Annotated in this window: 23 protein-coding genes and 3 pseudogenes; 17 read left to right on the top strand and 9 right to left on the bottom strand. The window is 68.5% G+C overall.

Going from position 1 to position 23,797, the window contains the following annotated elements; genetic code table 11:
* Positions 1 to 154: 154 nt before the first annotated feature.
* Entirely contained in the window at positions 155 to 1,120 is a 966-nt protein-coding gene (locus JXZ78_RS00125) for a S1 family peptidase (protein ID WP_030019685.1), read from the top strand.
* A gap of 125 nt (positions 1,121 to 1,245) precedes the next feature.
* Here the strand turns inward: JXZ78_RS00125 and JXZ78_RS00120 are convergent.
* A pseudogene (locus tag JXZ78_RS00120) lies at positions 1,246 to 1,443 on the bottom strand (SAM-dependent methyltransferase); the annotation flags it as partial.
* A 168-nt stretch (positions 1,444 to 1,611) separates the two neighbouring features.
* Between JXZ78_RS00120 and JXZ78_RS40950 the strand changes: the two are divergent.
* From JXZ78_RS40950 to JXZ78_RS00100, 4 genes are all read left to right on the top strand, one after another.
* Positions 1,612 to 1,824, top strand: a complete 213-nt coding sequence (locus tag JXZ78_RS40950; protein ID WP_078624181.1) for a MerR family DNA-binding transcriptional regulator — start codon at positions 1,612 to 1,614, stop codon at positions 1,822 to 1,824.
* Positions 1,785 to 1,928, top strand: a complete 144-nt coding sequence (locus JXZ78_RS00115) for a MerR family transcriptional regulator (protein WP_167745414.1) — start codon at positions 1,785 to 1,787, stop codon at positions 1,926 to 1,928. The genes JXZ78_RS40950 and JXZ78_RS00115 overlap by 40 nt, the downstream gene beginning before the upstream one ends.
* 72 nt (positions 1,929 to 2,000) lie before the next feature.
* Complete coding sequence (locus tag JXZ78_RS00110; protein WP_030019684.1) at positions 2,001 to 4,388, top strand: helix-turn-helix domain-containing protein; 2,388 nt, start codon at positions 2,001 to 2,003, stop codon at positions 4,386 to 4,388.
* Positions 4,389 to 4,938: 550 nt separating this feature from the next.
* Entirely contained in the window at positions 4,939 to 5,724 is a 786-nt protein-coding gene (locus tag JXZ78_RS00100; RefSeq protein WP_078624180.1) for an aldo/keto reductase, read from the top strand.
* Between the two features lie 178 nt (positions 5,725 to 5,902).
* On the opposite strand, the gene JXZ78_RS00095 is transcribed toward JXZ78_RS00100, so the two are convergent.
* From JXZ78_RS00095 to JXZ78_RS00075, 5 genes and pseudogenes are all read right to left on the bottom strand, one after another.
* Positions 5,903 to 6,799, bottom strand: a complete 897-nt coding sequence (locus JXZ78_RS00095; RefSeq protein ID WP_030019682.1) for a sulfotransferase domain-containing protein — start codon at positions 6,797 to 6,799, stop codon at positions 5,903 to 5,905.
* Positions 6,796 to 8,247: an MFS transporter gene (locus tag JXZ78_RS00090; RefSeq protein WP_157851547.1), complete on the bottom strand. Its 1,452-nt coding sequence runs from the start codon at positions 8,245 to 8,247 to the stop codon at positions 6,796 to 6,798. Before JXZ78_RS00090 ends, JXZ78_RS00095 begins: the two co-directional genes overlap by 4 nt.
* Before the next feature lie 133 nt (positions 8,248 to 8,380).
* Positions 8,381 to 9,166: a class I SAM-dependent methyltransferase gene (locus JXZ78_RS00085; RefSeq protein ID WP_030019680.1), complete on the bottom strand. Its 786-nt coding sequence runs from the start codon at positions 9,164 to 9,166 to the stop codon at positions 8,381 to 8,383.
* A 56-nt stretch (positions 9,167 to 9,222) separates the two neighbouring features.
* Positions 9,223 to 9,777: an adenylyl-sulfate kinase gene (locus JXZ78_RS00080; RefSeq protein ID WP_050502383.1), complete on the bottom strand. Its 555-nt coding sequence runs from the start codon at positions 9,775 to 9,777 to the stop codon at positions 9,223 to 9,225.
* 584 nt (positions 9,778 to 10,361) lie between these two features.
* Positions 10,362 to 10,553, bottom strand: a pseudogene (locus JXZ78_RS00075) (HSP90 family protein); the annotation flags it as partial.
* 545 nt (positions 10,554 to 11,098) lie between these two features.
* Here JXZ78_RS00075 and JXZ78_RS00070 point away from each other — a divergent pair.
* From JXZ78_RS00070 to JXZ78_RS00040, 7 genes and pseudogenes are all read left to right on the top strand, one after another.
* Positions 11,099 to 12,088, top strand: a complete 990-nt coding sequence (locus JXZ78_RS00070) for an alpha/beta fold hydrolase (RefSeq protein ID WP_238782577.1) — start codon at positions 11,099 to 11,101, stop codon at positions 12,086 to 12,088.
* 12 nt (positions 12,089 to 12,100) lie between these two features.
* The gene (locus JXZ78_RS00065) at positions 12,101 to 12,895 is read left to right on the top strand and encodes a MerR family transcriptional regulator (RefSeq protein ID WP_078624176.1); all 795 of its coding nucleotides are present in this window, start codon (positions 12,101 to 12,103) and stop codon (positions 12,893 to 12,895) included.
* Positions 12,831 to 13,514, top strand: a pseudogene (locus JXZ78_RS40600) (ISL3 family transposase); the annotation flags it as partial. The gene JXZ78_RS00065 and the pseudogene JXZ78_RS40600, both read left to right, overlap by 65 nt.
* 20 nt (positions 13,515 to 13,534) lie before the next feature.
* Complete coding sequence (locus JXZ78_RS40595) at positions 13,535 to 13,981, top strand: hypothetical protein (RefSeq protein ID WP_238782636.1); 447 nt, start codon at positions 13,535 to 13,537, stop codon at positions 13,979 to 13,981.
* A gap of 79 nt (positions 13,982 to 14,060) precedes the next feature.
* On the top strand, positions 14,061 to 14,435 hold the full coding sequence (locus JXZ78_RS40590) for a transposase (protein ID WP_238782626.1): 375 nt from the start codon (positions 14,061 to 14,063) through the stop codon (positions 14,433 to 14,435).
* 41 nt (positions 14,436 to 14,476) lie between these two features.
* Complete coding sequence (locus JXZ78_RS00045; protein WP_078624200.1) at positions 14,477 to 14,665, top strand: hypothetical protein; 189 nt, start codon at positions 14,477 to 14,479, stop codon at positions 14,663 to 14,665.
* 248 nt (positions 14,666 to 14,913) lie between these two features.
* Positions 14,914 to 15,150 (top strand): hypothetical protein, encoded by a 237-nt coding sequence (locus JXZ78_RS00040; RefSeq protein ID WP_030019675.1) that lies wholly within the window; start codon positions 14,914 to 14,916, stop codon positions 15,148 to 15,150.
* 94 nt (positions 15,151 to 15,244) lie between these two features.
* Here JXZ78_RS00040 and JXZ78_RS00035 read toward each other — a convergent pair whose 3' ends face one another.
* The 3 genes from JXZ78_RS00035 to JXZ78_RS00025 all read right to left on the bottom strand — a co-directional run bounded on the left by JXZ78_RS00035 (position 15,245) and on the right by JXZ78_RS00025 (position 18,096).
* On the bottom strand, positions 15,245 to 16,336 hold the full coding sequence (locus JXZ78_RS00035) for a hypothetical protein (RefSeq protein ID WP_033037507.1): 1,092 nt from the start codon (positions 16,334 to 16,336) through the stop codon (positions 15,245 to 15,247).
* A gap of 321 nt (positions 16,337 to 16,657) precedes the next feature.
* Positions 16,658 to 16,897 (bottom strand): hypothetical protein, encoded by a 240-nt coding sequence (locus JXZ78_RS00030; RefSeq protein WP_238782576.1) that lies wholly within the window; start codon positions 16,895 to 16,897, stop codon positions 16,658 to 16,660.
* 812 nt (positions 16,898 to 17,709) lie between these two features.
* Positions 17,710 to 18,096 carry a hypothetical protein gene (locus JXZ78_RS00025; protein ID WP_030019672.1) on the bottom strand — a complete coding sequence of 129 codons (387 nt, stop codon included), beginning with the start codon at positions 18,094 to 18,096 and terminating at the stop codon, positions 17,710 to 17,712.
* A 903-nt stretch (positions 18,097 to 18,999) separates the two neighbouring features.
* Between JXZ78_RS00025 and JXZ78_RS00020 the strand changes: the two genes are divergently transcribed.
* From JXZ78_RS00020 to JXZ78_RS00005, 5 genes are all read left to right on the top strand, one after another.
* Positions 19,000 to 19,191, top strand: coding sequence for a hypothetical protein (locus JXZ78_RS00020; RefSeq protein ID WP_030019671.1), 192 nt, complete (start codon positions 19,000 to 19,002; stop codon positions 19,189 to 19,191).
* A gap of 50 nt (positions 19,192 to 19,241) precedes the next feature.
* Positions 19,242 to 19,373, top strand: a complete 132-nt coding sequence (locus tag JXZ78_RS40040) for a hypothetical protein (RefSeq protein ID WP_275127310.1) — start codon at positions 19,242 to 19,244, stop codon at positions 19,371 to 19,373.
* A gap of 129 nt (positions 19,374 to 19,502) precedes the next feature.
* The gene (locus JXZ78_RS00015; RefSeq protein ID WP_030019670.1) at positions 19,503 to 20,627 is read left to right on the top strand and encodes a DUF6183 family protein; all 1,125 of its coding nucleotides are present in this window, start codon (positions 19,503 to 19,505) and stop codon (positions 20,625 to 20,627) included.
* Positions 20,628 to 21,923: 1,296 nt separating this feature from the next.
* Positions 21,924 to 22,619 carry a response regulator transcription factor gene (locus JXZ78_RS00010; protein ID WP_030019669.1) on the top strand — a complete coding sequence of 232 codons (696 nt, stop codon included), beginning with the start codon at positions 21,924 to 21,926 and terminating at the stop codon, positions 22,617 to 22,619.
* Positions 22,612 to 23,797, top strand: a 1,186-nt coding sequence (locus JXZ78_RS00005; protein WP_238782575.1) for a sensor histidine kinase, incomplete at its 3' end; no start/stop codon positions are given. The genes JXZ78_RS00010 and JXZ78_RS00005, both read left to right, overlap by 8 nt.

The following is a 23,797-nucleotide window of genomic DNA, read 5'->3' as shown; positions in this document are numbered from 1 at the left end:
CGGCCTTCGCCTTTACCCCCGGTGCGGAGGGGGCTGGCTACACCATGGACCGTCCCGTTGTCCGGATGGTCCGACGGCCTTCGGGCAGCGAAGCTGAATGCATACGGATTCACCAGCACCAACCAGCACCAATCAGTGCAAAAGGGAAGCCTCTGTGTTCAGCTCGAAGCCGTCACGCCGCCGTACCGTCCGCACCGCTGCCGTCGGCGTGCTCACCGCTGTGGCCTGTGCCACCGTGATGGCCGGCAGTGCCGGAGCCATCGTCAACGGGGCGAACTCGACCGAGAGTTACCCGTTCATGGCAACCATTCCGGAGTCGGCCCCGAAGGACGGTCTGCTCGACGCGAACTGCGGAGCGTCGCTGATCGATCCGCAGTGGGTGCTGACGGCGGCACACTGCCTGAAGGTCGAGGGGATCGAACTGGCCGGCATCGTGCGGGTCGGCAGCGACCACCGTAAGTCCGGCGGCACCGTCCGGAAGATCGACCGGACCTTCGTCCACCCCGGCTATGTGAACGGCGACAACAAGACCGCCAACAAGGACGACATCGCGTTGGTACGCCTCGACCGCCCGGTCACTCAGCAACCCATCAAGATCGCCAAGCAGGCGGGGCCGCCCGGCACACCGACCCGGCTCCTGGGGTACGGCACCACCGTCGACGGCGCGTTCACGTTCCCGGCCCGGCTGCAGGAGCTGAACACCCGCAGGGGCGCCGAGTCCGAGTGTGCTCCCGGCTACGCGGACCGGACCCGGCTGTGCACGATCACCACCGTGCCCCGGGCCATGGCGTGCTTCGGCGACTCCGGCGGACCGCAGGTGCAAAAAGGCCGGAACGGCCGCTGGGAGCTGATCGGCGTCACCTCGGGGCCCGGTGCCCCGAATGTGCCGTGCTCGCAGGGCCCCGGTCTCTACACCAGCGCACCCGCCTACGCCGGCTGGATCGACAAGACCATGAAGGCCAACAGCGCACCGCCGACTGCTGCCAAGGGCTCCGACCTCGCCGAGACAGGCACGAACGACAACATGCCAACGATCGTCGGCGTGGCCGCCGCGTTGGTCGCTGCCGGCGGTGGCACCGTGCTCGCAGTGCGTCGCCGTAGGACGCGCCGTGCCGCCTGAGTCTGTCGGTTGCGGTGCGAGGCCGAAAGGGGCCTCGCGCCAGGCCGTCCACCTGGGGCATCCGCTCAACGTAGCGGCGGCCTTGAGCTTGGCGAGCAGCCCGTGCGGGCACGCCGCAGTAGCGAGACCTCAGCACCCCGCTCACGCAGGAGCGCGGTCGCCACGCCTGTGCCCGCGCCGACGTCGGCGGCGCGCACCTCGGCCCAAGGACGGTGCAGGAACGCCTTGACGGCGTTGAGGAGCGCCGACGGATACGAAGGGCGGCTCGCCTCGTACTGGGCGGCAGCGGAGTTGAACGCATGAGCACGTGAGGTGACAGCCATCTGCTCATCATCGTCCCCGAGCCCTGGTTCCGGTGCTCCATACCGACCGTGACCACACGCACCCGCCCGGTGCCGAACGTGGGACCGGGCGGGTGCGTCAGGGACGCACCTGCGCGGTCAGCTCGGGGATTCGTAGAGTGGCCGCATCGGCGGAACGGGGGAGGGGCCATGCAGATCGGGGAGCCGGCGCAGTGTACGGGGGCGAGCCGACGCTCGATTCGCCACTACGAGCAACAGGGTCTGCTGGAGGCGCAGCACACGGACAGAGGACGGCGGAGCCACGACGAACACGCGGTGCACCGGGTGCTGAATGTACGAGACTGCTCGGAGCCGGGCTGCGGGTGGAGGGCATCCGTCAGATGGCGCCCTGCCTGGACATGAAGGCAGCGGACTTCCCGGCCTGCCCGGACTGCCCCGCCGAGATACTGGCGATGTATGAGAAGCGCCTGGCCGCGGTGGAGGCGAAGGCCGCGGAGCCCGCGTAGAGAGGATGCTGCATAATTTTGCAGGTGGGGTTGCGGGCCGGTGGGGCCCTGTCGTTGTGGGGGCTTTTGAGCATGGGTAGCGGTACACCGGCCGTGGGCGACTTCGGCGCGCTCCTGCACAGGCTGCGCACAAGCGCCGGGCTCACTCAGGAGGAGTTGGCGCACGCCGCAGGGGTGAGTGTGCGGGCACTGTCGTACATGGAACGCGGACGGTCCCGCGGGCCGCAGCGCCGCACCGTCCAAGCCCTGGCCGCAGCCCTGCGTCTGGACGCCACAGGCACGCGGCAACTGGAACACGCCGCCAGTCTGGGCCGCCCCCGCCCCACCACCGAGCCCGCCGACGAGCCGGGCACCGAGCCGGAATCAGCACCCACCACGGGGCACACCGCTCACCACACACTCGCCCTGCCCCGCGACCTTCCCGACTTCACGGCCCGCGGCCCGGCCTTGGACCGGCTCCTGGCCCTCGCCGACGACCTCGGCCCCGCCCGTCCGCCGGTCGCCGTGATCTGCGGGCAGCCAGGCCTGGGCAAGACAGCCTTCGCCGTGCACGCGGCCCACACCCTCGCCCCGCGCTTCCCGGACGGGCAGTTCGCCGTTGACCTGCGCGGCATGGACGCCGAGCCCGTCCAGCCGCGCGAAACTCTGGCCCGGCTGCTGCGCGCCCTGGGCGTGGCGGAGACCGCCGTTCCCGCCGGCACCGACGACCGCTCCGGCCTGTTACGGTCCGTGCTGCGTGAGCGGCGTGTGCTGCTGCTCCTCGACAACGCCGCCACCGAAGACCAGGTCCGACCCCTGCTGCCCGGCCACGGCCCCTCGCTCACCCTGGTCACCAGCCGCCACGCCCTGGCCGGCCTCGAAGCCGTCCACCGCACCGAACTCGCCCTGCTGCGCCGCGAGGAAGCCGTCGAACTGCTGACCCGGATCGTCGGGCCGGAGCGGGTACGGCGCGAGGCCCAGGCCGCCCGGGACCTCGCCGACCTGTGCGGACACCTGCCGCTGGCCGTGCGCATCGCCGGACAGCGCCTGGCTTCCCGACCCGGCGAACGCCTCGCCAAACTCGTCACCCAACTCGCTGCACAAGAAGGCCGCCTCGACGCTCTGCGCGCCGGATCCCTACAGGTGAGGGCCGCCTTCGCCCTCTCATACCGGCAGTTGGACGCGGCCGCCCGTACCGTCTTCCGCCGCGCCGCGCTCGCCGACGGCCCCGACTTCAGCCCTCAGACCGCCGCCCTCCTGGCCGGCCTGCCGCCGCGCCAGACACTCCAGCACGCTCAGGACCTCACCGACGCCGGCCTCTTCCAGCCGCACCCCACCACCGAGCGGTACCGTTTCCACGACCTCCTCCACCTGTTCGCCACCGAACAAGCCACCGAAGAGGACACACCGGCCGACATCGCCACCGCTCGCACCCGCACCGACGCCTGGATGCTGCGTCGCGCCGCCGCCGCGGCACAGCTCTTCAACCCCGAGCATCCCACCGACACCTCCGGCGAAGACCCCGACCCGGCCACCGCGCCCGCCGGCCACGAGCAGGCCCACGCCTGGCTGGAGGACGAACGAGCCCAGTGGCTCGCGGCCCTGCACCGCGTCCACGCCGCCGGTCGGCACCGGCACGTCCTCGACACCGCCGAGGCGATGCACTGGTTCTCCGACCGCACCTCGCACTGGGAGCTGTGGAGGGAGGTCTTCGAGCAGGCTGTCCGATCCGCCCGCGCCCTGGGCAGCCGACGCGACGAAACCGTCCACCTCAACTACCTTGCCTGGGCCCACAACACCTGCCTCCACGACCACACCACCGCGTTGAGCACCGCGCAGGCCGCCCTGGTGCTGGCACGCAAGATCGACGACCAGCTTCAGGTCGGTTGGGCCCACAACTACGCGGCACTGGCACTCGACGCGCTCGGACGGACCGACGAGGGCATCGTCCATCTCCACCAAGGCGCCGAGTGCCTCCGCCGCCAGACCGGCGCGCAGAGCCGTCTCGTCGAACTCTCCATCCTCAACACCCTCGGCCGGCTCCTGCGCCAGACCGGCCGCCCGGACGAGGCCCTGTCCGCCCACCGGCGCAGCGAGGCCCTGTGCAGTGCCGGCATCCCGGGAAAGCCGCACGAACTGATCGACCTCTACCGGGCATCGGCCCAGCAGCACATCGGCAACGACCTCACCGCCCTGCACCGCTGGAACGAGGCCGAAGCGCCGTTCCGGCACGCCGTCGCCCGCTTCGAGGCGGCACGTATGCCTGCCTGGAGCGAACCGGCCCGCCTCGGCCTCGGCATCGTCCTGCGCCATCTCGACCGGACCGAAGAGGCCCGCGAGACCCTGACTGCCGCCCACGAGGGTCTCGTCCGACTGAACCACCCCCGCCGGCTCGAAGCCGCCACCCAACTGCGCCTGCTCGACGAAGCCGGCGGAGCCGACAGCCACAGCCCCACCGCCGAGCACATTCGGAGCCAGTAGCCGTCCCTGTCGGAACCGCGATCGAGAAAGTCTGCTGGCAAAAGCCTGGGGGCGAACGCTCTGGAGAAAGGCGGGTAGCGTTGCGCGATCCTCATCGGATCCGGGCGCAACATGCCCTGCCCGACGAGTTCGAAGTCGATCGTTCCGGACCTGCGCGAAGCCTCACGCGGCCCGTTCGATTCGCTCACCATCCGCCGAAGGACGACGCCTGCTCCCGGAGAGCCCGGATCAGCGTCGCGACCGGGGGATGGTGGCGGCTGCGCGCGGTGGCGACGCCGATGTGGCGGGCCGGGGCCCGGCGGCTTGATGGGAACGACGCGGAGATCTGCCGGCGCCGGGGCGAACGCGATGGCCGGGACCAGCGAGATCCCCACACCCGCGACCACGAGCGAGCAGGCGAAGAAGTAGTCCGTCGTGCTCCCTCGTACGAGGGTTCGAAGCCGGCGAGTTCGGCATAGCGCCGAAGGTACGTCTCGGTCTTGCGGCAGCCGAGCACCCAGGGTTCGGCCGCGACTTCGCAGAGGCCCAGGGAGCCGCGCCCGGCCAGCCGGTGGCTCTGGGGCAGGACGACGTACAACACGCGGGCGAAAACGGTCACAACGAACTTCTCGTCGCCCGCGCCCTCGCCCGCTACAGCGGCGACAGCTCGGACGTCCTCGTCGCCACCAAGGGAGGACGGGGCCGGCCCGGCGACGGGAGCTGGACGGTCACCGGCAGCCCCGAACATTTCAAGCGCGCAGCCGAGTCCTCGCTCAAGCGGCTCGGTGCCGAGGCGATCGGCCTCCACCAGCTGCACAAGCCGGACCCGGCCGTGCCCTGGGCCGATTCCGTGGGCGCGCTGCGCGAGCTGCTCGACGCGGGGACGATCCGCGCCGCCGGGATCTCCGACGTGGACACCGCGCAGATCCACGAGGCTCACGCGATTCTCGGCGACGCGCTGGTCTCCGTACAGAACCGGTACTCCCCGGCCGTCCGCGGCAGCGAGGCCGAACTTCGGCTGTGTACGGAGCTGAGCCTGGCCTTTCTGCCCTGGAGCCCGCTCGGCGGCATCTCCCGCAGCTCCCTCGACGGAGCTTCCGGCCCGACCTCCGAGGGTACGGCCTTCCACCGCATCGCGGCCGAACGCGGCGTCAGCCCGCAACAGGTCGCGTTGGCCTGGTTGCCGGCGCGCTCACCAGTGATGATTCCGGTACCGGGGGCCAGCCGCCCGTCATCCGTCCAGGACTCGGCCAGGGCCGCCGAACTGGAGCTGAACGAGGCGGAGGCCAGGGAATTGGACGGCATGCTGCCGGAGCAGGGTGGGGCGTCAAGCGGGTCTCGGCCGGAGCAGGAGTGACCTCGGTAGTGATGGTGGTGGTGATGCGAGTGTGATCGCTGCTCCGGAGGGGGCCCCCGCGAGCATGGGACGGCTGTCCAGCAGGGCGAACCGCTGGAGCCGGACCAGCGCCCAGGACATGCAGGCCGCAGCCAGCTCCACCCGCAACGCCACCGCTGCCGACGCTTTCGTCACATGTCTACGTGCCGGTCGTCTCGTAACCGAAGCGTCGGGCAACGTCGGCGATCTTTCCGGTGCTGAATTTCCGGTGCAGGCCGGGAGTCATCCAGCCGTGCCATTCGTTTGGAGTCCCGCTGCGCATGATGCGGGTTCTGGTTCCGCCTCCGCTGCCTCCGTCACTCCCACCGCCCGAGCGCTTTTCTTCGTGTGCTCGCATGCTTTCAAAGCTGCTTCGCTCGATCGCCTGCAGTAAGTCGGCGTGCTTGACGTCCACTTCGAGGTCTTCAAGGCTCTTTTGCAGGGCCGGTACCGGGTTGGTCTTGAGGTCTTCGAAAGTTGTCACGGTGCTTCGTTGAAAGGCGCCGCGTGCCTTGTCCCACGCGTCATAGAATGATGACCAGTCCTCAAGCCGGCTGACCCCGGCAGGCCCTGCCTGTTCCAGCCATTGCTCGAAGGTGCGGGGGAGGAGATCCAACGGATCTTTCGCGAAGTTGGTGCGGAACTTGTGCCAGGAGTAGAGGGAGTCACGCGGGTCCCTGATCAGGATCCACGCCCCCAGCAGAGGGCGGTTTGCCAGGAAATCGGGAGTGAGGTGTGTCTTCACGAACCGAGGCCACCGGGGCCTGGCTCGGGCATCTTCGTGCCAGTTGCTCCGGTCGGTGGCAGCCAGCCTGCTGCGGTATTCGGCGTACGCAGGTACGGGCCTGCTCGTGCCGTCGGCGTTCAGGGCATCGATGTAGGGGTCTGCGTAGTTGAGCCCGAGCTCCAGAAGAATGTTGCCCAGGAGCGACTGGCCGGAGCCTCCGATGCTGGCGACGGCAATGTCCCGGTCACCGAGCTTCTCCATATTGTCCTGGTAGAGAGCGTTGTAGCGGTCCTGTATACCGTGGAGCAGGTAGTAGATCTTCTCGCTCATCGCTTTCCCTTGTCTGCTTGGCCGGGAGGGCATGCTGAGGGGTGCGCGTCGCTTGTGCTGCCGGTGGCTGCCGAGGCCGGATCCGGACGGTTCCTCTTCGGCCCCGACGAATCACCCAGCACCGCGACCAGGATCCCGCCGACAACAGCGATGCCTGCTGCGACAAAGAAGGCACATTGATAACCGGTTGCCAGCGCCGCGGTCTGACTGGCGGCCTCCGCTGAACTGGTTCGGGCCGCGGCGATACTGCCCAACCCCGCAACGGCGAAGACGCCCGCGACGTACTTGGCAGTCTCGAAGACGCCGTAGCCCACGCCCTTGTCATGGGGGGAGATGTCCTTGCCTGCGGCGACATTGAACGAGACAGCCCCCACTACCGTTCCCAGTCCCAAAATGAGCATGCTCGGCAGGATGTGCGGCAGATAGGCGCTCCCCGGACCGGCCAGGGCGAGCAGCGCCAGTCCCACAGCGCTGACGAACTGGGCGCCGGCTGCCACTACCGTCCAGCGAAAGCGGTCAAGGAGCCGGTTGGCGACGGACGAGCCGGCCAGAACGACGAGCCCGAGAGGGCTGAAGGCCAGCCCCGCACCGAGGGGACTGTAACCGAGGGCCTGCTGGAAGAAGAGCAATCCGATGAAGACACTTCCTTGGTAGGCAAACTCATTGGCCGGCATGGCGAGCACCGCGGTACGAAAAGATGGCACGCGAAGAATCCCCAGACGCAGCAGGGGGTCCTTCGTTCTGCGTTCGTGAAGGAGAAAGCCGGTGAATGCGACAGCAGACAACCCCAAAGGGCCCAGCGTGCCGAAGGAAACCGCACCCGCGGACTCCGTGTTCGTGATGGCGAAGACGAGCAGCATGAGACCGGCCGTGGAGAGCACGACGCCGGGAAGGTCCAGTCCGGCGGCCGTCGGGACCGGCGGCCGGCGCTCCAGGACCCTGGGCGTCACCAGGGCGGCGAGGAGCGCGACCGGTACGGAGAGCAGGAAGACGTACCGCCAGCCGAGCCCCTGCGTGACGACGCCACCGATGATGGCGCCGCCGGCCGCCCCCAGCCCGCCGGCCACCGCGACGGCGGCGAACAACCGGTTACGGTCACGTGGCGACCGCTGCGCGCTGATGACCGCAAAGGACGTGGGGACCGCGAGCGCGGCGCCCACACCCTGCAGCATGCGACCCGGCAACAGCAGCCACAGTGCCGGGGCGAATCCCGCCAGCAGCAAGCCGGTGATGAACAGTCCGAATCCGGTGATGAGTACCGGACGGCGTCCGTAGCGGTCGCTGCATCGGCCGCCCAGCAGCAGCATGCCGCCCAGCGGGAGGGTGTAGGCCGTCATGATCCATTGCGCGCCGGCCTGGCCGAGACCCAGACTGTGCTGCACCGCAGGAAGTGCAACGGTGACCACCAAGCCGTCGAAGACGACGAGGAAGTTTGTGGTCGTGAGCAATGCGGTGAGCAAAAGTGTTCGGTGACGACCAATCCGCTCAGCACACCAAGAACCAGTCATGTTCTACAACCTGCCCGGACGCAAGGGGTCCATCACGCTCACCCGCCTGTCCCCGGCCTGGTGAGAAAACGGTTCAGGCGCTGACGCGGCGGGCCGCCCAGGCGCGGGTGAGATAGGTGGTCCGCACCGTCTCCGCGTCTCCGATGCGCCGTCGCGCGTAGTCGAGGAACTGCTCGAACTTCTCCTCACCGAGCTGCACCCGGACATCGTTGACCGAGCGCCATACGCCTATGTACTGATCGACGGTTTGCTGCACCTCGTGACGTCCCTCCAGGAGGATGACATCGTCGAAGTGCTCGCTCGCCGCCAGCCGGTCGGAGAGTTCGTCCATGAGACCTTGCCGGGCCGATGAGACCCGCTTCATGCCCGGCTTCAACCGGTCCAGTTCCGCTTCGATGTCCGTAAGCAGGGGACTGGCCTGGATGTAGCGAGGATTCCACAGCGCGACGAACCATCCACCGGGACGCAGGACGCGGCTGAACTCCTTCGTGCCCTTGTGGAAGTCCACCCAATGGAAGGAGGAGGCCATCGTCACCAGGTCGGCCGACGCGGTGGCCAGGCCGGTGTCCTCGCCGCTCCCCGCACGCCAGGTGATGTCGTGGTGCGCGGAGTCCCTTTCCCCTGTTGCCCGCATGGTGTCGTTGGGATCGACAGCCGTCACCGACCGGAATCCGGCTTCCGCGAGCATGCGGCTCCAGATTCCCGTGCCCGCCCCCACGTCGACGGCATCGCACGACCCGGCGGAGCCGCCGAGCAGGCCGGTCAACGCGGAAACGACTGAGGGCGCGTACCCCTCACGGTACCGGGAGTAGTCCTCGGCCAGGCTGGTGAAGTCGCCGTGCTTGAGGGTCGCAGTCACGTGAATTCCTTCCTCCGTCGCGCTAGGTTGTCCGAGCAACAGGTCGCGGCCGGCAGTCAGCGGGCTGTTCCCGCCATGCATTCCCCAAGAATGCGGGACGCCGCCGACTCGGGATCGGTGTCGGAGAAGTTCGCTATCCGCAGGTCGGGGTTCTTCGGGAATTCCGGCCTGACGCCGATCCCGACCACTTCTTTGTGGTCTGCTGTGCTGTAGACCCCCTTGCTGTCTCGTTTCTTCAACTCCTCCAGCGGTACATCGAGGAACACCTCGTAATATCGCTCGATGTTCTCCCGGTTCCATGCCTGCACGTCGTGGAACAGGGAGATGGTTGAGCAGATCACCACTTGGCCCTGACCGGCCAGCATGCGACTGAAGCGGGCGTACGTGTAGGCCATGTTGCGCCTGCCCTCGCGGTCGAACGACCTGGTCTCGCCAAGGGCCTCACGCATGACGTTCCCGTCCAGGAGTACGGGCCTGATACCGATCTGCCGGAGTTGCCGGGCCAGAATGTTGGCTACTGTGGTCTTGCCGGACTCCGCGAGCCCGGTGATCCAGAAGACACCACCTTCACGCAGGATCGCAGCAGCGGAAAAACGGTCAGGCGTAGCCATAATGCCGTCCTCTGGGCGCAGGAGAAGGGTCGGTGGGCCAGGCCGAACGTTCCGTTCGGGCGAATCCCGTCACCAGGCGAAAGTTGGCCCCGCTCCACCCGGGTCGTGAAGACCGGCTTGCGGCGCCACGAACGTGAGATGAACTCTAAAATGACCTGCGTCGTGGATCAAGATTGACAGGCAAGAGGGCACAGGTGCCTCATCGGGTTGCCCGACCTCCTGCTCGCGATGTGCGCCGATGCGGCAAAGTCCACTTCGCGTCACCTCGAGGTGGCACATCGAACCGCTAAAGCCGCAAAAGGTATATGTGCACAACCAAGCGCTATGTTGGATTACTGTGAGTCGATACGCGAGTGACGCAAGAGATGTGAGTGATGTGCGTCACGCGATGAGGGGATTGAATCCCGCCACGCCCCCGAGGCGCGAGCCGGAGACTGCGCCACGCATGCCGGCGCGAGGCGAAGCGCAGTGCCCGTCGTTGCCCATCAACCGCAACGCCTTGTCGCCAGCCGCGCGCAGCTGGCGACAAGGCCGCCCGGGACCCCTACGGTCGGGGGAGCAGGGCTGAAGGGCGTTCAGTCGTGGTCGGCCGCGGTTCGGCTCACCACCGTGATGGCGTCCGCCACTACGAAACAGGCGAGCAGCCCGATGCCGAACCGACCGATGAACTCGCCCCGGGCGGCGTCGAGCCCGGCGCCGTCCAGTGCTCCGCCGGCGGCCCGCTTGGAGCTGCGGCCGATGGTGGCGAGGAACTGGTGGACGTCGGTCTCGGTCAGCCTGCCGGCGCCGTGAGCGGCCCAGGCAGGGGTACTGGATAGGAACGGGAGAGGGTGAGCCACGGTGTGTTGCCGGCCGTAGGAACTGGCGCGCAGCGACGCGACCGGGCTTCTACTCGATTCCGGGTTTCGGGGCGGCCCGCTCGGGCCAGGCCGTTCGGGTTGGCCTGCTCGGCCAGGCTGCCGACGAATGAAGACGTCCCTCGCAGATGTAGTAACTATCACGGGTTTCCCTATGGCCGCACACCTGTTTCCCGTGCAGCGCCATGGGTTGCTGGTCCGTAAGTGTCGTGGTTCCGGGCGCCTTCGGCCGGGGGAGGAGCCGTACCGTGAGGTGCGGAACTTCGGCTGCTCATGGCGATACGCCGTCCGTTGTCAGCACGAAACGGGTCGTAAAGATCCGAACAGGACCATACGCTCGATGTGTATTGATGTGTATTGATGTGTATTGATGTGTATCGATGTGCATGGGCGGATGCGGGTGGGGCCGGAGGGCAGGAAAGTGGTGGCTGTGAGGCTGTACGAAGGTGAGGTCACTGCGACGGTTGACCCTGACGCAGGGGCAACCTTTCAACATGGTCGGCATGTATGCGAAAGCCAATGGAGTCGAGGGCGTCGACGTACGCAAGACGAACGGCAGCCGAGGAGTTGGCGCCGCAGTCGGCCAAGGACCTCGCCAACGCGCGCTCACCGGCATGCCGGCCGACGATGGACAGCGGCCCGAGAGGCACGACAGGACGGTGCGCCACTTCACGGTCCACCACGAAGGCGTCACGATCCCGGTATCCCGCGGCGGCCGGGGACGACCTCTGGTCCTGTGCCCTGGACTCAATGCGACACAGGCCGACCTGCACGAGCTGACAGAGCTTCTTCGACGCGACCACGACGTGGTGACCTTCGATCTCCGGGGCCATGGCCTCGCCTCGGCCGCCGACCGGTACTCTTTCGACGCTTTCCTCAGTGATCTGTTCGCCGTACTCGCGGAACTCGACCTGCTCACAGCACCCGTACTGGTGGGCTACTCGCTGGGCGCGGACCTGGCTGTGCACTACGCCGCCGAGCGTCCTGACCACGTCGCCGAACTTGTCCTCATCGACGGGGCCAACCCACTGCCCGAACCGTTCATCACCCAGACCGACCTGGCGGAATTCCGCGCCATGGCGGAGGACCTGGCGAGGCGGCAAGAGGCCCAGCAGGCACCGGGCTCCACGCATCAAGTGCTGCTGACCGCACAGAACATTCTCGACCTGAACCTCGAAATCGATGTGGTGCGGTCCGCCATCCTCGACCGGTACCGGAAGCTCGATCACCCCATCCACATGATCATGTCCAACTTCATCGCCGGCACCGGTGGCGAAGGACGTACGCCACGGCACAATCAGCTCTGGCGTGCCGGCATCGAGCGACTCACCCGCGAGCGCCCGCACATCTCCGCATCCTGGCTCGACACCGGCCATCGGTTGGTCTTCACACACGCCTCGGAAATCGCGGAGATCATTCGAAGGACGCCACTCGGCCGGCAGGCCCACTTTTAGGAGACTGGTCCGGTGCTGACCATTGGCGAACTGGCGTCGTATGCCGGGGTGACGGTGCGCGCGGTGCGGCATTATCACGCCAAAGGGCTGTTGCCGGAACCGGAGCGAGACCGCGCCGGCTATCGGAGGTACGACGCCGGCGCCGTGGTCGCTCTCATCAAGATCCGGACCCTCGCCGGGGCCGGGATTCCGTTGGGGCGTGTACGAGAACTGCTGCATGCCGACGAGGAGGAATTCACCGCGGCGATCACCGACATCGACAAACGGTTACGGGCGGAGATCCTAGAGCGGCGGCGCCACCGGGAGCAGATCGCCCGTCTGGTCCATGGGGACGGTCTGGCGCTGCCACCTGAGGTGGTGGAGTACCTCGATCGGCTGCGGGCGCTCGGCGTCGACGAGCGGATCGTCCAGGTCGAACGCGACGGCTGGATTCCGCTGGCCGCGCTTTCGCCCGAGCGCATTCCGGAGTGGATGGCACGCAAGCGGGAGCAGATCACCGATCCGCGATGCGTCGACTTCTACCTCACCCTGGGGCAGGCTCTCGACCGCCCCGACGACGACCCGGCGCTGTCGGAACCGGGTTCTGGCACAGATCTTGGGGAGGCGTCGCGGAGCGTTACCTTGATGTTCGATTGTGAGAGGGCGGTTCGCGTGAGACCGCGTACGCCTTGTCGTCAGGCGATCAGAATTGACACTCCAGCAGGGGTCTGCCGGCCGCTATTGCGGTCACTCGTCGACGGTGATGGTGCTGGTCATGCAGACCGATGCACCGTTCTGGGACTCGCTGGTGTTCGCCGGGATGGATGATGTGGATGTCGAGGCGGTTACGGCCGGGTTCGGCACGGTCGAGGTGGTGGCGAGAGGCCGCGAGGCCGCAGCATCATGCCCGGACTGCGGTCGCGTCTCGGGCAGGGTCCACGACCGCTACCAGCGCCGACTGAAGGACCTGCCGCTCGCTGAGCAGGGATTTTCGATCCGGCTGACGGTCCGGCGCTTCATCTGCGGGTCGACGCACTGCCCGCGCCGGACGTTCGCCGAGCCGTTCTCCCGGCTGGCCACCCCGCACGCAAGGTTCACCACTCGACTCAACCACGCCTTGGAGCGCGTGGGGCTCGCGCTGGCCGGGCGGGCCGGAGCTCGGCTGGCTGCCCAGCTGGGCTTCGGCACGGGACGGATGACGTTGTTGCGCAGGGTCATGCCACTGCCTGATCCGCAGTTCAGTACTCCGCGTGTGCTCGGCGCGGACGACTTCGCGATCCGTCGCGGTCATACCTACTCCACGGTCTTGACCAGCGTCGAAGACCATCGTGTGGTCGATGTGCTCCCCACCCGTGAAGCCGGACCGCTGGCCGCCTGGCTGGTCCGTCACCCCGGCGTGGAGATCATCTGCCGAGACCGGGCGGGCGCCTACGCCGAAGGAGCTCGCCTCGGCGCGCCCCCGACGCCGTGCAGGTCGCCGACCGGTTCCATCTGTGGCAGGGCCTCGGCCGGACCGTGGAGACCTGCGTCGCCGCCCACCGCGACTGCCTGCGCCATCCGTCACCCAGCGGCATGCTGCCGAGGGCCATCCCGGATCCTGGCCGGCCGCAGGACGGCTCGGAGCCCGTCAGCCGGCGAGCCGAGCGGAAGAAGGCAGCTCACGCCTTGGTCCACGACCTCCTTGCCCAAGGCCACTCACGTCGGGCGATCGCCCGGCACCTGGGCTGGGGCCTCAACACCGTCCTCCGGTACGCGAACGCCCCAAGCTGGCAGGACACCCTCCGCGAGAACCGGCCCCGTCCCAGCAGGCTGGACCCCTACAAGCCCTACCTGGAGCGACGCTTCGCCGCGGGATGCACCAGCGTCACCCGCCTCCACAATGAACTGCTCGCCGACAACGTGCCCGTCACCTAGCAGATGGTCCGCGCCCACATCGGCCACCCTCCGCGGGACGCCTGTCGGCACGCCGACGAGGCCTCTGACGGTGCGGCAGGTGACCGGCTGGCTCACCCGGCTCCCCACCACGCTGAGCGAGGACGACCAGGCCGCTCTCAAGGACCTCCTGGCACGCTGCCCCGAACTGGACATGGCCGCCGGACATATCCGCGACTTCGGCGAAATACTCACCGACCTGCTCGGGGCCACACTCCCCACCTGGATCGACACAGTCGACGCCAGCCAACTACCCGGCCTCACCAACTTCGCACTCCACATGCTCCGAGACCTCGACGCCGTGACCGCCGGACTCACCCTCCACTGGAGCTCCGGCAGCATCGAAGGCGCCGTCAACCGCATCAAAAAGATCAAGAGGCAGCTCTACGGACGAGCCGGCTTCCACCTGCTCCGGAAGATGGTCCTGCTCCGGTAGCAGCTTGTAGTGTGGGGAAACTGTCATGAGGGGTGATCGATATAAGCAGGCGACGGTACGTAGCCAGGGGGGTACCCGGCGGGTATCGCATTTGGGACAACAAGGGGCAGCGGTGGTGGGGTGACCACTACGAGCTCTGCCCTGACGCTCTCCTGACGGAGTTGAACGGCGCTGCCGAACCCGCGAAGCTCACCGCTCTCCTCAAGCAGTACCGAGCACAGAAACGCTGACGGAGCGAGCGACCGGTTTGGAGCATGGTCGGGTGGGCGTGGCCGAACTGGCCTCGGCCGACTTGTTTGACTGCTCGATGAGTGGCGGCAGCGTCCAGCTCAGCACTTCGCCCCTTGGACGGCCGACCCGCTCGCCTGATGTCCAGGAAGCACCTCCTCGAACATCGAGGTGACACTCCGCGACGGCTCCCCAAGATCTGTGCCAGAATCCGGAACTGGCCGACAAACTGACCGCCTACATCACACAGATGGCCGACGAACAGGGCGAACGCTATGTCGACGACATCAACGTCGAACCAGCGTTCGCCAAGCTGATGGACAACCTGGCGTTCGACGCCGTGCCGCCGGCCCGGAAACTGATCGAGCTGCTCAAGAAACGGGGCTGGACCGGCTGGACCAAGCTTGAGCGTGTAGCTCCCATGCCGGGTGCGGCCGGAATTCGTCAGGAAGACACCGCGGCGCAGTATTCCCCACATGAACGGTAACGGCGGGCGGGGGCCTGCTGAGCGGAGACCGCAGTGCCCCCGCCTGAGACGGTGAGGCCGGCGACGGCTCGGGCGCGCCGTGTCGCGGCAGGCTTCAGGAGCGGGTGGCGGTCGCGCAGTCGGCGCCCGTGGCCGTCGTACCGTTGCCCGTGTCGATCGGCTTGCTGCGGTCGTACGGGTCGACCCGGTGAGCCTGATCAGCGCGCTGCTTGTCGGCCGAACCGAAGGGCGGCGCGAAGTAGCCGGTCGGTGCGGAACAGCCGCCGTTGGTCATGTCGAGCGCGTACGAGACGAGGGTCATCGTGCCTGGCTCGGTGTCGACCTTGGACGGGTCGTCCCAGCTCATCACGATCTTGCGCCGTACGATCGTACGGACGACCTCGGCGTCCGGCCCGCTGTCGCCTGCTGAGGCGACCGGGTAGACGAAGGTGACGTCCGCAGTCACCTCGACCGCCCCCAGGTCCCCTTCCCGGTACGTGAGCCGGCCGCGCGTCTTGACCTGGTCGCCGACCAGCCGGGTCTGCTCCGGCCTGAAGCGGCTGAACAACAGCAGTGGGTCGGTCGCGCCGGTGGGCGCGGACGAGGACAGGGCGGTACGGAGATACTTCTGGACGTCGTCCTGGTGCGGATTCAGCAGCGCGATCGCCTTCGTGGGCCGCTCACCGCGCAGCACACGGGCATCGAGCCCCGCAGCCACCAGGAAGTCCCGGCTCTGCCGCAGCGCCCCCTCGACCTGGGCGGCGTTCATCCAGCCGGTTGCCTTGGCCGGTGGCACCGTGATTCCCGCCGCTCCATCGGCCCAGTGGGCGGCGGGCGAGCCCCGGAATGGCTCGGCGAGGGTGGGACGCAGAGCAGGCTCGGCGCCGGGCGCCTCCCGCGGGCTTTGAGACTCGGCAGCCAACGGCGTCCCGCCCTGCCCGCCGTCGTCGTCGCCGAACCAACCTACGACCTGCTGCGGAAAGAGCCCCACGACCAAGAGAGCCACGGCCGCCACCAGCCCGGCCACGTACCAGCCTGTTCTGCGCCGGGGCCGGGCCGGCGAGTACGTACGCCAGCCCGCTGGCTGCCCGGGGCGCTCCCGCAGCCGCCGCTGCACTTCACGGGCGCGCGCCGACGGCTCCACGGGAGCCCCGGCCGCACCCGTCACCGATTCCCGTAGAAACCGTTCCCACTCCTCGTCAGACACGGACGACCCGTCCTGCCCCCCAGCCCCGCTCACACCGCACTCCCGCACTCGTTCACATTCCGATGACGCGACCACTCAACCGCCTGGTCGCCTGATCGCCTGATTGTGCACCGGCCCGTCAGAGGCGCGGCACCTGGGGGGCTGCCCCCGAAGGCACCCTCGGCAGCGCTCCCGAGCCGCCCCTCCAACCTGAAGCCATCACCATTCCAGCCATCGCCACAACGCCACAATTCAGGCAAGTCTACGGCCACCGCTTCGATCGCCAGCACGAACAGCTCGCAGCCCTTGTCGCAGTCGCTGTGCTGATGCGCGTCAGTCCGGTCAAGGCGTTGTGCCGAGTCTGAGTGTGCCGTCGGGCTCGTCGTCATCACCGATGTGCCGGCCGATGACGGTCCAGCGCTCGGTGGTGTCCGTCTGGGCGGGTGCCGCGGTGCTGGCCATCAGCCCGCACGTGGCCGTCAGCGCCAGGACCAGCACGCCCAGACGCCTGCCGACGCGGCGCAGAATGGATATCGGAAGCAGGAGAAGCTTTCTCCACCACGCTTCAGTACGGAGTTTCACGCCCCGCCCGAACATGCCAGCAGACGCCGAATGCGCGGCTGCGAGGGGAATGGTCGTCGCCCGGGCAGCCGGCACGTCACCTTGGGATGCGGAAGTCACCGGTCCTCGGCAGCCGGAGCCTGCGGCGGTACTGCCGAGGGGGAGGGACCGAACCCCCGCGACCAAGCAGCAGGAATGGGTGCGGATGCGGCCCCTCCCGCGAAAACGAGGTCAAGAACGTTGCGATATGCGTTCTACGAGTGTTGCAGGCGTTCTTGAGCGGCAGCTTTTGCAATCCTGGCGTGGTCGTATCGACCACCCTGGAGCACGTGCATGCGTCATTCCGTCACTGCAGCAGCCTTCGTCGCGATTCTGGCCCTGTCCACGCCGATTGCGGTTGCAGCACCGTCGACACCGATCCAAGGGGACGGCAAGGTGTGCTTCTACGCGGAGCCCGGGTACCGAGGTACGTCCTGGTGCTACCGCCCATCGGGCTACGCGGAGGTACCGGATCGGCTCCATGGCCGGGCTCGGTCGTTCAAAGCCACATCGAGCGTCATCGTGTACGCGATCGACCACGGGCCCGGCGGCAGGTGCTACGCCCGGAAGATCTGGGTCGACGACCGGTCCGCCGACTGGGCGTGGGGCAGCAGAATGGATGGCGTCAGTACGGGTCATCAGGGCTGCGCGGTCAGCTGAGGCACCGGCTCTGGCTGCGACAGCGAAGGCACCTGCGAAGACGCACAGCACAAAGGAGACCCGTTGCCGCCGGTGCAGCCAGCGAAGGCTTACGTCCCCCGCCAGGCTGCCCGGCATGGCACACCGACTGCCGGTCAGCCCTCGCACATGGGCGTGCCGAGGTTGGCTGCCGTCTCAGCGGCATCCGCATGCGTCATGGCCGTGGCGGCTGCCGCCAGGACGACCAGCAGGCTGGCGATGATGAAAGACAGGGTGGGCAGGTTGCCGCGCCGCTGCGTGTTCGGTGTCAACCGGCGGCGGTTGGCCTCGCGGAGGACCACGATGTACGCGGTCACCGCCAGTACGGCGGCGCCCAGACTGCCGTAGGCCAGAGCGAAACGGGTCCACGGCATGGCGATGTACCGGCAGGCGGCGGACTGATGATGGACATGCTGTGTGGACACGCTCGGCGTCGCGATGGAGTCGGCGACGGCTGCGGCGGTCAGCGGTAGTACGGACAACATCGCGGTACGCCAGCGCACCGGTTGACGCTGTGGCTGCTCAGGGGCCTGTACGGGGGGGGCTCGGCCACGGGCTCACCAGCAATCCGAGTGCGGGTGGACGACGCGGACCTTCTGCTGGCCTTCGGCCATTTCCGTACGGGGCAGGGGTCTGTCGAGACTGACGTTGCGATGCGGGTCACTGTGCGGGGCGCACGTGTTCTCGCGTCCAGCATGACGCAGGTGACGATGGCAGCGTGGTGGGTGGTGCCTTTCTCGATCTGGTTGTTGTTGCCGGCCTGCTCGTATTCGGCCTGTTCGTATTCGGCCTGTTCGGCGTCGGCATCAAGCTGTGAACGGGTATGGATCGAGGAGCCGCTCGTGGCCCGACCCCTCCGGCGCGGGTGGTAGGCAGGCGGCGGGGCCGCCGTCAAGCCCGACATCGAACTAACGGGCGGTCGAAGGATAGGAAACTACTGGCGGGCCCGGCGATTGATCCACACTATGATCGCGGCCCACAAAACAGTAGCGCCGACGATGACCAAGGCAGCCGTTGCCGTTCCCTGGTACACGCTCCAGGCCTTGTGCTGCAGGCTGGTGCCTATAGCTTCGCCAGGCGTGTTGGTATCGCGGTCATGATTCCCGCTCTGCATGTGGTCAGAGGCGAGTACCCAGCACACAGCGCGCACAAGAACGGTAAGGACCAGTAAAGCCATTCCTGTTGCGAACGCGGGCCACAGATGCTTGGGCCGGTCTGTCAACGCATAATCCTTTCAATGTCGCTCGGTGCGGTTACGGGTCGATGAGTCAGCCGGTCAGCGCGCCAGCACGGGTGTGGACCGGTGCCCGTCAGGATCAGTACACCAGGTGTTGGGTAAGTTCCCTGCACAAAGCCGAGGAGGGCCAGGAACTGGTCGACAGCACGTCTCAGATGGGAAACCGCCCGTGTGGGCCACCGAACGCGGCGCCTGGATCGCCGAAACCAGTCGGAGCGAACCGTGGGCACCAGGCGAGCGGCTACTGCATCGCCTGGCCCGCACGGACGTCGGGCACTTTCTGGAGGTCGATGGGTACGCCGTGTTCACCGAAGGCGAGGTGCGCACCGCCGAATCCGTCGGGGTGCCCACCGGCGCCTGACTCGGCGGATTGCTCGGGGGGGGGCGGCCGGCGCCCCCCCGGGGCGTCTGGTGGCCTTTGCGGTCGAGCTCACGCCGAAAACGGCCAGCGCGCTGCGCGCGATCCTGCGGGCCTGTCGCCATGCTCGCGTTGAGCTCGACATCGACGACCTGCCCGACCGGTCGCTGGGCCGTGAACCATGATTGCCTGCTCGCTCACGCTCGAAACTCCACCGACCCGAGCCGCATGCCCTATTTGCCCTACTTGTCTTCAAGCTCAACAAGCTGGCCAGCCAGTCCGGACAGGGCTGTCGGATGCGTAGGCTGAGGGCCGTGACTGAGCAGATACAGAAGATCGTGACGGAACTGCCGAGCCTGGAGGACGTCACCGGCGTGTGGGCGGCGGTCGACGACCGGTTCGCGCAGGGGGACGCTGCCTTTCCTGCGGACCTCGGCATCGCTCTCGCCAGGACGTACGGCTCAGAGGGACAGATGTGGCAGTACTCAAGCGTCTTCGACCATCTGCTGCGGCTGCTGGCCACGACCGCCGGTCCCGAGAGCGCCGCCCAGGCGTTGCGGTTGGTCTCCTCGGCTGAGGTCACCGGCAGAAAGCTGGATCGCTACACAGCCTCGTTGCTGGCCTCCAACCACAAGGCAAGGGATTTGACCGTGGCGTTCACCGGTCACGCCTCGGAGGAGCTTCGGGCCTGCCTGGTCCACGAACTGGTGCTCCGGGGCGTCGTCGTCGAGGAGGCGCCGGGGATTGCGGGGTGGGCGACGTCGCCGCATTGGAGGCATCACCCTCTGGGTTGGCTGCCACTGACGCTGTCCGACGTGGAGGGATTGGCGGATTTGCCGAGCTACGGTACCCGCGGCAGTAGCCACTCAATGCCGTACGGACCGTCGGAGAGCCGCGACCTGGTGGTGAGCGCCAACGCGCGTGTCCCGTCGGTGGGGGAGACGACAACACAGGCCACTGCCACAGCGATGGCCAAGGCCGTGGCGAACTGGGCCGATGAGTCCAACGGACGCATCGAGGCGCGGATCTTCGACCTCGCAGAGCCACTGGACGCCGGATCGGTCCCGAACACGCTCTTGGGACTGGGGCTGGAGTGTCTGCACGGCGCAGGGAAGAAGACCGCTCTGTCGGTCGCTGTCCGTTCACCGGTCCAGGCATGGCGAGTGCTCTTCGCCGCAGCATCCACGGGAGGGGCATACAACTCCGGGTCCTACGGAGCCTATGGCCGCCTGGCGGCCTGGCAGTCCCTGGCCGCACTGGCCGGAAGCCCGGCATGTGCTACAGCCAGCGAAGTCCAAGCACGTGTACGGAACTGCACCTGGCACGTCTTCGATGCCGATACGAAGTGGTTCGAGCAAGTGGCCTGGGACATCGGTCTGGCCGCCCTCGCACCAGGACATCGGCAGTTGGCCGTGCTGGCTGCGACTGACACCGACTGACGTCCCACGGTCCGCGGCATCCCGGACACCGACGGCTGTTCACATCGACTGCGAACCGGCCGTACGGATTGGCATGGGTTCAACACGGCAGGGGAAGCGCCCGGCAACTGTGTCGATGGGCTTTTCCGCTCGCAGCCGGAAGGCCGTCGATGTTCCCCCGGCAGCTTGCTTGTCGGCCGGTCGACATGCCGGGGCCGGGGTCGGTTGGTGGCCGGGGCCGGTGGCCGTCAACGCGCGGGACAGCCAGGGGGTGTTGACTGGACTGACTGCTGTCACGCGGGGTTGTTGCTGTCACCGGCGGTCAACTAGTGTCGTGGTGACGGCGAGGTGCCGCCCACACCAGTGGGCCCCTCGCGTGCGGGCCCGGGCCGGGGGGAGGCCCATCGCTTTGCTCCAGCACAGCAGCTTGTCCGGCCGTGCCCTGGTGCTCCGGCCCGGGCTGTGAGGCGGCGCGACGGCGTCCGTCCGCCGAGCCCGCCCAGCCGGGTGACCTGCATCAGGCCGACCCGGCCCGCATCGGCCTGCCACAACGCCGCCGGGGCCGTGCACGAAGAGCGCCCCGCCGCCCACGCCCAACGCCTCCTCGAAGGCGGCGAGTTCCTTCTTGCGTCCGGTGAAGGCCCGCTTTTGCGACCCTGCAGCCGCCTGTGCAGCCACCCGGCTCCCGGGCCCCGTCAATGCGCGGGCACCGCATCACAGGCCTCCGGAGGCATCGACGGCTTCCCGGCGCCCAGGCGGTACGCGAGATGCCGCCACCGGTGGGCGCAGCGGCGATGCCGACTGAAGCGGGCACCGCGCTGTTGCAGCCGGTTTGCCTGTGAACGGGCGCGCCTCCAGCGCGGCGCCCTCACATACCGGACTCGCGCCAGCGCCAGCCGGAGGACCGCGGCCGGCGCGCCGCGCCCCGCATCGAACCGCCGCCGCTGCCCCGGCAGTTCGCCGTCTCCCCGCAGGAGGCCGGTCAGCTGCCCGTGGCGCCGCAGTGCGTGCCTCAGCGCGCGCCACACCGAACGCAGCCCGGGCCGCGGTGGGCAGCCCGGGAAGCGCCTCGCCAGGAAAGCGAACCCCCCCCGGCGCCCGCCCGCGGGCCGGCTCGCGGGCGCGGCCGGGGCGCCGGAGCAGCGCAACGGGCGACAGGAGCACGGCGGGGGCCATCGTCAGGGCGGCGGGCACCCCGCTGGCCGGGCCCGGGAGGGGACGTGAGGTTCGTTCATGCCCCCAAGAAGGCGTGGTGGCGCCGGCCCGTATTCACTTTTCGATACACCGGCGATATACGTCGGCTCGTAGGATCTGCGTATGCGTGTGTTGGTCGTCGAGGACGAGCCCTATCTGGCCGAAGCCATCCGCGACGGGCTGCGCCTGGAAGCCATCGCGGCCGACCTCGCCGGTGACGGCGACAGCGCCCTGCAGCTGCTGAGCGTCAACGCTTACGCCGTCGCCGTCTTGGACCGGGACGTCCCCGGCCCGAGCGGCGACGAGATCGCCCGGCACATCGTCGCCCGCGGCGACGGCATGCCGATCCTCATGCTGACCGCGGCCGACCGGCTCGAGGACAAGGCCAGCGGGTTCGAACTCGGCGCCGACGACTACCTCACCAAACCCTTCGCCATGCGCGAACTCGTGCTCCGGCTCCGCGCCCTGGACCGCCGGCGCGCTTACAGCAGGCCGCCGGTGCGCGAGCTCGCCGGGCTGCGCGTGGACCCCTTTCGCCGCGAGGTGCACCGCGAGGGCCGCTACATCGCGCTGACCCGCAAGCAGTTCGCCGTGCTCGAGGTCCTGGCCGCCGCCGAAGGCGGGGTCGTCAGCGCGGAAGAGCTGCTGGAGCGGGCCTGGGACGAGAACGCCGACCCGTTCACCAACGCCGTACGCATCACGGTCTCGGCCCTGCGCAAACGCCTCGGCGAGCCCTGGCTGATCGCCACCGTGCCCGGCGTCGGGTACCGCATCGCGACCGAAGCGGACCCCACGGGGCAGGCAGCGCAGCGTGGGTAGGCGCCCGGGGCCCAGCGTGCGCCTCAAGCTCACCCTCAGCTACGCCGCCTTCCTAGTGATCGCGGGCGCCCTGCTGCTCGCCGCCGTGTGGGTCTTCCTGCTGCGCGGACGCTCCAGAAGCCTGAGCATCCCCGACCCGTCGGACTTCCTGCGTGTCTTCGACCCCAGCAACTTCGGCCCCGTCGTCTTCGTCCCGGCGGGCATCCTGGTGCTGGCGTTCTTGCTGGTGTTCGGCCTGGTGGGCGGTTGGATCCTGGCCGGCCGGATGCTCACCCCGCTGATCCGCATCACCGACGTCACCCGCAAGGTGGCCAACGGGCCGCTCTCCCACCGGATCCGCCTGCCGGGCCGCCGCGACGAGTTCCGCGAACTCGCCGACTCCTTCGACACCATGCTCGCCCGGCTCGAAGCCCACGTCGCCGCCCAGCAGCGCTTCGCGGCCAACGCCTCCCACGAACTGCGCACCCCCCTCGCGGTCACCCAGGCGCTGCTCGAGGTGGCCCGCGACGACCCCGACGGCGACACCCGCGCCCTGTTCGAGCGCCTGCGCCAGGTCAACACCCGGGCCATCGACCTCACTGAGGCACTGCTGGTGCTCAGCCGCGCCAACCAGCGCTCCTTCACCACCGAGCCCGTCGACCTGTCCCTGATGGCCGAAGAAGCCATCGAAACGCTGCTGCCCCTGGCAGAACAGCACGGCGTCACCCTCGAAACCTGCGGCGAAACGAGCACCACCCTCGGCTCACCGGCCCTCCTGCTGCAGCTGACCACCAACCTGGTGCACAACGCGATCGGCCACAACCTGCCGCACGCGGGCACCGTGTGGGTGACCACCAGCGCCCGCACCGACACCGTGGCGCTCACCGTCGAAAACACCGGCGAGCAGCTCACCGCGGCGCTGGTCGCCACCCTCACCGAGCCGTTCCAGCGCGGCACCGACCGCCTGCACACCGGCCACGCCGGTGTCGGCCTGGGCCTGGCCATCGTCAACAGCATCACCCAGGCCCACGACGGCACCCTCACCCTGGCCCCCCGGCCCGCCGGCGGGCTGCGCGTGACGGTGTGCCTGCCCGCCGCCCCGGCCCGCACACCACCAGAGCGGCCCGGCCCGGCCAGCGTCCGCACCGCACCGGCCCGGCCCGCCGCCCGCCCCCGGCCGGAGCGCCCGCGCGGGATCC

Origin of the sequence: Streptomyces monomycini (assembly GCF_022271435.1) — a bacterium.
In the GTDB taxonomy this organism is placed as follows: Bacteria; Actinomycetota; Actinomycetes; order Streptomycetales; family Streptomycetaceae; genus Streptomyces; species Streptomyces monomycini.
The sequence above is the reverse complement of the archived record's forward strand: the minus strand, read 5'-3'. Positions and strand labels throughout refer to the sequence as shown.

Excerpts from the sequence above, each read along its gene's own strand:
- JXZ78_RS40950 (WP_078624181.1), top strand. The coding sequence starts at position 1,612 with ATGCAGATCGGGGAGCCGGCGCAGTGTACGGGGGCGAGCCGACGCTCG.
- JXZ78_RS00010 (WP_030019669.1), top strand. The coding sequence starts at position 21,924 with ATGCGTGTGTTGGTCGTCGAGGACGAGCCCTATCTGGCCGAAGCCATC.
- JXZ78_RS00110 (WP_030019684.1), top strand. The coding sequence starts at position 2,001 with ATGGGTAGCGGTACACCGGCCGTGGGCGACTTCGGCGCGCTCCTGCAC.
- JXZ78_RS00095 (WP_030019682.1), bottom strand. The coding sequence starts at position 6,799 with ATGAGCGAGAAGATCTACTACCTGCTCCACGGTATACAGGACCGCTAC.
- JXZ78_RS00080 (WP_050502383.1), bottom strand. The coding sequence starts at position 9,777 with ATGGCTACGCCTGACCGTTTTTCCGCTGCTGCGATCCTGCGTGAAGGT.
- JXZ78_RS00040 (WP_030019675.1), top strand. The coding sequence starts at position 14,914 with ATGGCCGACGAACAGGGCGAACGCTATGTCGACGACATCAACGTCGAA.